We start from the raw sequence: 7,321 nt of genomic DNA on the forward strand, positions 1-7,321 counted from the left end.
GGCGGCGCGGGCCGCCTCAAGGCTCGTGAATTCGGCTTCGACGCCGACGGTATCCTGGGCCATGTCTCCTCCTCGACGGACGCGGGAACGGACGTCTCGCGAAGCGCTCGCCGCACCACGGGCACCCGGGAAGGGTGACCGGCGGCGGACGCTTCGTGAGGCACGTCAAGCGGGAGGAGCAATCCGGACCTGCCGTTCACGGTTCCGCGAGAAGCGTCAGGCGGCGACGTCCGCCTCGCAGGCATCGACCCGCACGGCGCCGTCGGCGGTCAGCGAGCAGATCACCTCGGTGCCGTCATCGAGCGCGAAGGCATGGAACAGACGGCGCTCGAGTTCTTCGAGGCCTTCGCCGGGAAGTTCAGCGATCTCATCGCGCGCGCGCTCTTCGAGAACTGGAAGAACCCCGCTTCTCTCGGCGATTTCCTGCGCGGATTGGGTCAGAACGATATCGAAAGACATTGCCGCCTCCCTGTCAAAACGCCGGTCACGACCTTGTCACATCCGCGGGAAGACAGGACCCTCTTGCGACTTTTTTGGGGCAGCGCCCTCCCGTCACGAAAATCCTTCGGTCTTTCAGAGGTTTGGCGCGCGCCGGTCCTCTCGCCTCGGGTCCGGCCGAGGGCGGTTCGCGCCGCCGTCATCGCCGGACCGGGCTGCTGTGACGCATCGGCTCAGGGCAGCCTTTCGCGCGGTTTGCCGGTTTCAGCCGGTGGGGCGCCCGATCTACGCTCCCCCGCCGGTCACAACGGGCCGCCGGAGCGCCGACACGTTCCGATCCAAGAACGATCATCTCCGGCAGGGAGGCCGGCCCCATGAATCCCATCCTCGTCGTCGCGCTCGTCTGCGCCTCCACCGTCCAGATGCCGGACTGCTCCCGCGAGACCGCCCTCGATGTCATCATCGGGCCGGCCCACACGCTTCAGGAATGCCTGATCCAGGGTCCGGTGCTCGCCGCGAGCGCCGGCCACGGCGGGGACGCCAACACCTACGTGAAGACCCGCTGCGAGCAGCGCAAGGAGCGCTAGCTTTGGTCTATGGCGTCGTCGTGTTGCGAGAGGGGTGACCTTTCGGGACGATGCTTCGGGAGCCAGCCATGTCGGAGCCAGCGATGTCAGAGGGTGAGACGATCGATCCCGCCCGGGCCGTAGAAGTGCGGCTGCGGGCCCGCCTCGCCGTGGTCGAGCGCGCGGCGTGGTTCGGTTTCGTGCAGGCGATGCGGGACCGCCCCGAGGCGACGGAAGCCTACATCGAGGCCGAGCGGGCGCGCTGTCAGGAGGGTTTCGGCAGCGGCGCCTGGGCCAAGGATCTGTCCGCGGCCGAGCGGACGCTCCTTGGGGCTGAGGTCGATGCTGGGCTGGCCCAGCTCGTGGAGGATGCCCGCGCCGAGATCGGCGACGGCGCCTGAACCCGAGCCCGAACGGGGCCCTCCCCCGCGCCATCCTTTCGCCTTGCGGTCATGGCGGGAAGAGTTCAGTGTCCCCCGCCAAACCGGAGCCGGCCGGAGCAAGCTCCGTCCGCCGGTCCCGCGAAGGAGCCGTGACTGGTGCCCATGTTCGGATACGCCACCCGCCGGAGCGCCACCGCGCTCGCCCTGCTGCTCGCTTCGACCTCTCTCGGCATCCTGCCGGCCGCGGCCATGCAGCCGCGGGAATCCTCGCCGATCTCGGAGTACGAGCCCGCGGAATCCCTCGAAGGCAACTTCCTCTCGGCCTACATCGCCGGCGCCTCGAAGGACACCGCCGCCGCCGCGAGCTTCTACCGCGAGGCGGTGAAGGGCGATCCGCGCAACGCCGAGCTCCTGGAGCGCGCCTTCGTCTCGCTGCTGGCCGACGGCGCGATGACCGACGCCTTCCGCGCCGCCGAGCGCCTCGCCACCCGCGAAAGCTCGAACGGCCTCGCGCAGCTCGCCCTCGGCGTGCGCCAGCTCAAGGCCGGCCAGTACGGCCCCGCCCGCCAGAGCTTCGGCCGCAGCGGCCGGGGTGCCGCCGCCGACCTCACCGGCACCCTGCTGACCGCCTGGGCCTATGCCGGCGCCGGCGACGGCAAGCGCGCCTACGAGACGCTCAACCGCCTGCGCGGCGAGCGCTACTTCAACGTCTTCCGCGACTACCATGCCGGGCTGATCGCCTCGGTGATCGGCGACCGGGCCGAGGCCGAGCGCAAGCTGAAGGCGGCCTACGACGCCGACCACAACACCCTGCGCATCGTCGACGGCTACGCCCGCTTCGAGGCGGGGATCGGCCGCACCGACCTCGCCATCGACGCCTACAGCGAGTTCGAGAAGGTGATGTCGCGCCATCCCCTCGTGGTGGACGCCCTCGACAAGCTCAAGGCCGGCAAGCCGCTGGCTCCGCTGATCTCGTCCGCCCAGGAGGGTGCGGCGGAGGTGCTCTACGGGCTCGGCTCCGCGGGCTCGACCCAGGGCGACGAGCTGCCGGCGGTGGTCTACCTGCGGCTCGCCCTCTACCTCGCCCCCGAGCACGCCGTGGCCCGGCTGACGCTTGCCGACACGCTCGACCGCATGAAGCAGACCGAGCGCTCGAACGAGGCCTACGCGCAGATCCCGGCCTCCTCGCCGCTCAAGCTCAACGCCGACATCCAGATCGGCCTCAACCTTGAGCAGATGGGCCGGGGCGACGAGGCGCTGCAGCACCTCGACACCGTGCTCAAGGCGCATCCCGACAACATCGACGTCATCTCGGCGCTCGGCAACGTCCAGCGCTCGCGCAAGAAGTTCACCGAGGCGACCGAGACCTATACCCGCGCGATCAACCTGATCCAGCCGGGCAAGGAAGCCAACAACTGGACCTTGTTCTACTTCCGCGGCACCGCCTACGAGCGGGCCAGCGAGTGGCAGAAGGCCGAGGCCGACCTCAAGAAGGCGCTCGCCCTCGTGCCGCCGACCCAGCCGAACGCCAAGGCGCAGGTGCTCAACTACCTCGCCTATTCCTGGGTCGACCGGAACATGAACATCGACGAGAGCTTCACCATGCTGAAGCAGGCCGTCGATCTCTCGCCCCGCGACGGCATGATCATCGACAGTCTCGGCTGGGCGTACTTTCGCCTCGGCCGCTGGGACGACGCGGTGCGCGAGCTGGAGAAGGCGGTCGAGCTGAAGCCGGGCGATCCCACCATCAACGACCACCTCGGCGACGCCTACTGGCGCACCGGCCGGCGGCTGGAGGGCAAGTTCCAGTGGCAGCACGCCAAGGACTTGAACCCGGAGCCCGACGATCTCGTGAAGATCAACGCCAAGCTCAAGGATGGCCTGCCCGAGCCGGACAAGCCGACGGCCACCGCCGAGAACCCGCCGACGCAGGATCCGGCCCAGGCCGTGCCCGCCCCGGTGGCGGCGCCGCACAACCCGGAGAACCCGGAACTGCCGAAGGGCGCGCCGGCGCCGAACGAGCCGCCGGGCGCAGCGGACAAGAAGCCGGGGAAGTAAGGCTTCCCCGCTGACGCGACACCCCACCCACGTCCTCATCCTGAGGTGCCCGCGACAGCGGGCCTCGAAGGATCCTCCAGTTCCCGCGCGGCTTCTGGACAATCCTTCGAGGCCTCCGCTTCGCTGCGGCACCTCAGGATGAGGTCGCGGTTTGGAGTGGGCCTCCGTCGATGGGTCCAGCCTTGCCCGTTCCGGATGTGACCCCTATGGCAGGGCGCGTTCCCTGACCCTCCGGCCGAGAGCTGTTGTTGTCCGTCCTCACCACCCGCGCTCCGGCCAAGATCAACCTGACCCTGCATGTCCTCGGCCGCCGGCCGGGGGACGGCTACCACGCGCTGGAAAGCCTCGTTGCCTTCGCCGAGGTCGCCGACACGCTGGAACTGGCGCCGGGTCCGGATCTCTCGCTCGCCGTCTCGGGCCCGACCGCCGGTCCGGCCGGGCCGCTCGACGACAACCTCGTCCTGCGCGCAGCCCGCCACCTCGCCGCGGGCGTGGACGGTCTGAGCCTGGGGGCCTTCCGCCTGCACAAGCAATTGCCCGTCGCGGCGGGGATCGGCGGCGGCTCGTCGGATGCCGCCGCCGCCCTTCGGCTGCTCGCGGACCTAAACGGGCTCCCGCTCGACCATCCGGCGGTGATCGCGGCGGCAAGGACCACCGGTGCCGACGTCCCGGTCTGCCTCGATCCACGGGCGCGGATGATGCGCGGCGCGGGCGAGGAGATCGGGCCCGTCCTCGACCTCGCGCCCCTGCCGGCGGTGCTGGTCAATCCCGGCGTGCCGGTCGCGACGGCGCCGGTCTTCAAGGCCCTCGGCCTCGCGGTCGGCCAGCGGCTCGACGGGGCCGCGCATCCGGTGATCGGCAGCGGTCTCGATGCGGCGGCCGTCCTCGCCGCGATCGCCCCCGCGCGCAACGATCTCGAGGCCCCGGCCCTCACCGTCGCCCCCGTGATCGGCGAGGCGCTGGCGCTCCTGCGGGAGCAGGCGGGATGCCGGCTCGCGCGGATGTCGGGCTCGGGCGCGACCGTGTTCGCGATCTTCTCCGACAACGCCGCGGCCCAGGGCGCGGCCGGTGCGGTCCGCGCGGCGCAGCCGGGCTGGTGGGTCGAGCCGACGCGGCTTGCCTGATGCGGCCGCGGGACGGGCGCGTCAGTGCGCCCGGGCGATGCAGAAATCGACCACCTGCAGCAGGGCGGCCTTCATCGGCCCGTTCGGAAAAGAGTCCAGAGCCGCGCGGGCCTGGTCGCCGTAGTGCCGGGCGCGCTCGATCGTGTCGTCAAGGGCGCGGTGGCGGTGCAGGATCGTCAGCGCCTGCTGCAGATCGCCCTCCGCCAGCTCTTCCCGCTCCAGGGTGCGGCGCCAGAAGGCGCGCTCCTCGTCCGATCCGCGGCGCAGCGCCAGCACGATCGGCAGCGTGATCTTGCCCTCGCGGAAGTCGTCGCCGACGTTCTTGCCCAAGGCCGCGCTGGTGCCGCCATAATCGAGCACGTCGTCGATGAGCTGGAAGGCGATGCCGAGATTCATCCCGTAGGCGCGGCAGGCCGCCTGCTCCGCCTCCGATCGCCCGGCGAGCACGGGGCCGACCTCGCAGGCCGCCGCGAACAGCTCGGCGGTCTTGCCGCGGATCACGGCGAGGTACTCGTCCTCGCTCGTCTCGATGTTCTTGGCGGCGGTGAGCTGCATCACCTCGCCCTCGGCGATCACCGTGGCCGCCGCGGACAGGATGTCGAGGGCGCGGAGCGAACCCACTTCGACCATCATGCGGAAGGCTTGGCCGAGCAGGAAGTCGCCGACGAGGACGCTCGCCTCGTTGCCCCACTTGATCCGGGCGGCGACGCGGCCGCGGCGCATGTCGCTCTCGTCCACCACGTCGTCGTGGAGGAGGGTCGCGGTGTGCATGAACTCGACCGCGGCGGCGAGCTTCACGGCGCCATCCGCCTCGCGGTTCCCGGCGCCGTAGCCGCACAGGTCGGCGCAGGCGAGCGTCAGGATCGGGCGCAGGCGCTTGCCGCCGGAGGCGATCAGGTGGTTGGCGACCTCGGGGATCATCGCCACGTCGGAGCCCGTGCGCGACAGGATGGTCGCGTTCACCCGCTCCATCCCGGCCGCGACGAGGCGGACGAGATCGGTGAGGCTGGCCTCCGGATCGGAGCGGCCTTCATCGAGGGTAACGACGACGCCCAAGCGCGATGCCTCCGGAAACTCTCGACCGGCACCCTGCCGGAACCCCTGCCCCGCGGCTGCCCCTGTCGCACGGGGCCGTCGGCACTGCAACACGCGGCCGTGCCGCATGGCTGCGCGCGGGCGTGGACAATGTTACGAGCCGGGATGCCGCCCGCCCGACCTGCGGGAGCGGTCGAAGGGTGATGATGCCGTGAAAGAACTGATCCGCAGCAACGACATCGTCCTGATCGGCTTCGCGCGCTCACTTCTGGAGGAGGCGGGCATTCCGCTCTTCGTCGCCGACGAGCACATGAGCGCGCTCGAAGGATCGATCGGCATGTTCGGCCGCCGCCTGCTCGTGCCCGACGACCACGCGCGGCAGGCCCGCCGCATCCTCACCGACGCCGGCCTGTCCGCCGAACTGCGCGATGAGCACTGAGCCGGATGCCTTCCTCGGCGGAAGCCTGAAGCTGCGCCAGCCGCCCCGCGGCGCCCACCGCGCCGGCACCGACGCGGTGCTGCTCGCCCGCCTTCTCGTCCCCGAGCCGGGCTCGACGCTCTACGATCTCGGCGCGGCGACCGGCGCGGTGGGGCTCGCGGCGGCGCGGTTGTCGGAGGTGGACCGGGTGGTGCTGGTCGAGCGCGACCCCGACCTCGTCGCCCTCGCCCGGGAGAATGCTTCGGCGAACGGGCTCGACGACCGCGTCGCGGTGATCGAGGCGGATATCCTGGCGCCGGGGGCGCAGCGCCGGGACGCGGGCCTGGTGCCGGAGAGCGCCGACCTAGTGCTGACCAATCCGCCCTTCTTCGAGGAGGGGGCGCACCGCCCCTCCCCCGACCCCGGAAAGGCCGCGGCGCACACCTTCGCACCCGGCGGCCTCGACTTGTGGCTGCGGACCTGCGCCGACCTGCTCCGCCCCGGTGGACGGCTCGGTCTGATCCACCGGGCCGACGCCCTACCCGCTTGCCTCGGTGCCCTGCGCGGGCGCTTCGGCGACTGCGCCGTCCGCCCCGTCTACGGACGTGCCGGGCGGCCGGCGATCCGCGTGCTGATCGCCGCCGTGAAGGGCAGCCGCGCGCCGTTCCGCCTGCTGCCGCCCCTGGTGCTTCAGGACGAGACCGGGCGCTTCACCCCGGAGGCTGAGGCGCTGCATCGGGGCACCCCGTGGCCTCCTCCATGAAAAAGGGGTGCCCGCTCGGGCACCCCTCGATCCGCGGAAGGCTCGGCGCCGCAGCTCAGTACCAGGGACGGTAGAACCGGGGCCGGTGGTAGTAGTGCGCGCGCCAGTAGGGCCGGCGGTAGAAGGGCCGCGGCCCCCAGTAGGCGTGCCGGTAGTAGGGGCGCGGGCGCCAGTGGACGCGGCGATAGTGGTAGCGCGGCCCCCAGTAGGCCCGGCGGTAGTAATGGCGCGGGCGCCAATACGCGTGACGATAATGGTAACGCGGACGCCAGTGGACGCGGCGATAGTGGCGTCGGCCGTACCAGTGAACGTGGTTGAGCAGGGGCGGCTCCCCCGCTTGGGCGGTGGCCGGAGCCACCGGGATCGGGGCGGCGTTCGCGGTGGCCGCCAGGCCGGCGAGACCGCCGAGCATCCCGAATGCCAGGATGACCAAACGTAGGACACGCATCGGACAGGACTTCCTTCCGTTCCGTCCATCTACTCTCGTGGGCCGCGCGGACGGTCCACGGCCCCGTCATGCGCGGCCCACGAGAGTA

The 7,321-nt window shown here is 71.2% G+C and carries 9 protein-coding genes; 6 read left to right on the plus strand and 3 right to left on the minus strand.

Going from position 1 to position 7,321, the window contains the following annotated elements; all coding sequences use genetic code 11:
• Positions 1-216 precede the first annotated feature (216 nt).
• Complete coding sequence (locus MFF42_RS18395) at positions 217-459, minus strand: hypothetical protein (RefSeq protein ID WP_238257041.1); 243 nt, start codon at positions 457-459, stop codon at positions 217-219.
• A gap of 353 nt (positions 460-812) precedes the next feature.
• Here MFF42_RS18395 and MFF42_RS18400 point away from each other — a divergent pair, with 353 nt between their 5' ends.
• The 4 genes from MFF42_RS18400 to MFF42_RS18415 all read left to right on the plus strand — a co-directional run bounded on the left by MFF42_RS18400 (position 813) and on the right by MFF42_RS18415 (position 4,569).
• Entirely contained in the window at positions 813-1,025 is a 213-nt protein-coding gene (locus MFF42_RS18400) for a hypothetical protein (RefSeq protein ID WP_238257042.1), read from the plus strand.
• A gap of 83 nt (positions 1,026-1,108) precedes the next feature.
• Positions 1,109-1,405 carry a hypothetical protein gene (locus MFF42_RS18405; RefSeq protein ID WP_238257043.1) on the plus strand — a complete coding sequence of 99 codons (297 nt, stop codon included), beginning with the start codon at positions 1,109-1,111 and terminating at the stop codon, positions 1,403-1,405.
• Between the two features lie 144 nt (positions 1,406-1,549).
• Positions 1,550-3,445, plus strand: a complete 1,896-nt coding sequence (locus MFF42_RS18410) for a tetratricopeptide repeat protein (protein WP_238257049.1) — start codon at positions 1,550-1,552, stop codon at positions 3,443-3,445.
• Between the two features lie 248 nt (positions 3,446-3,693).
• Positions 3,694-4,569, plus strand: a complete 876-nt coding sequence (locus tag MFF42_RS18415; RefSeq protein ID WP_238257044.1) for a 4-(cytidine 5'-diphospho)-2-C-methyl-D-erythritol kinase — start codon at positions 3,694-3,696, stop codon at positions 4,567-4,569.
• A gap of 21 nt (positions 4,570-4,590) precedes the next feature.
• Here the strand turns inward: MFF42_RS18415 and MFF42_RS18420 are convergent, their stop codons facing one another.
• Complete coding sequence (locus tag MFF42_RS18420; protein WP_238257045.1) at positions 4,591-5,625, minus strand: polyprenyl synthetase family protein; 1,035 nt, start codon at positions 5,623-5,625, stop codon at positions 4,591-4,593.
• Positions 5,626-5,815: 190 nt separating this feature from the next.
• Here MFF42_RS18420 and MFF42_RS18425 point away from each other — a divergent pair, with 190 nt between their 5' ends.
• Both MFF42_RS18425 and MFF42_RS18430 read left to right on the plus strand, forming a co-directional pair.
• On the plus strand, positions 5,816-6,043 hold the full coding sequence (locus tag MFF42_RS18425; RefSeq protein ID WP_238257046.1) for a putative signal transducing protein: 228 nt from the start codon (positions 5,816-5,818) through the stop codon (positions 6,041-6,043).
• Complete coding sequence (locus MFF42_RS18430; RefSeq protein WP_238257047.1) at positions 6,033-6,785, plus strand: tRNA1(Val) (adenine(37)-N6)-methyltransferase; 753 nt, start codon at positions 6,033-6,035, stop codon at positions 6,783-6,785. Before MFF42_RS18425 ends, MFF42_RS18430 begins: the two co-directional genes overlap by 11 nt.
• 55 nt (positions 6,786-6,840) lie before the next feature.
• Here the strand turns inward: MFF42_RS18430 and MFF42_RS18435 are convergent, their stop codons facing one another.
• Positions 6,841-7,233 carry a hypothetical protein gene (locus MFF42_RS18435; protein WP_238257048.1) on the minus strand — a complete coding sequence of 131 codons (393 nt, stop codon included), beginning with the start codon at positions 7,231-7,233 and terminating at the stop codon, positions 6,841-6,843.
• Positions 7,234-7,321 lie beyond the last annotated feature (88 nt).

This window comes from Methylorubrum podarium (assembly GCF_022179745.1).
Lineage (GTDB): Bacteria > Pseudomonadota > Alphaproteobacteria > Rhizobiales > Beijerinckiaceae > Methylobacterium > Methylobacterium podarium.

What these genes read in the sequence shown, in the direction of transcription:
- MFF42_RS18395 (WP_238257041.1), bottom strand. Translation starts at nt 459, where the DNA reads ATGTCTTTCGATATCGTTCTGACCCAATCCGCGCAGGAAATCGCCGAG.
- MFF42_RS18400 (WP_238257042.1), top strand. Translation starts at nt 813, where the DNA reads ATGAATCCCATCCTCGTCGTCGCGCTCGTCTGCGCCTCCACCGTCCAG.
- MFF42_RS18405 (WP_238257043.1), top strand. Translation starts at nt 1,109, where the DNA reads ATGTCAGAGGGTGAGACGATCGATCCCGCCCGGGCCGTAGAAGTGCGG.
- MFF42_RS18410 (WP_238257049.1), top strand. Translation starts at nt 1,550, where the DNA reads ATGTTCGGATACGCCACCCGCCGGAGCGCCACCGCGCTCGCCCTGCTG.
- MFF42_RS18430 (WP_238257047.1), top strand. Translation starts at nt 6,033, where the DNA reads ATGAGCACTGAGCCGGATGCCTTCCTCGGCGGAAGCCTGAAGCTGCGC.
- MFF42_RS18435 (WP_238257048.1), bottom strand. Translation starts at nt 7,233, where the DNA reads ATGCGTGTCCTACGTTTGGTCATCCTGGCATTCGGGATGCTCGGCGGT.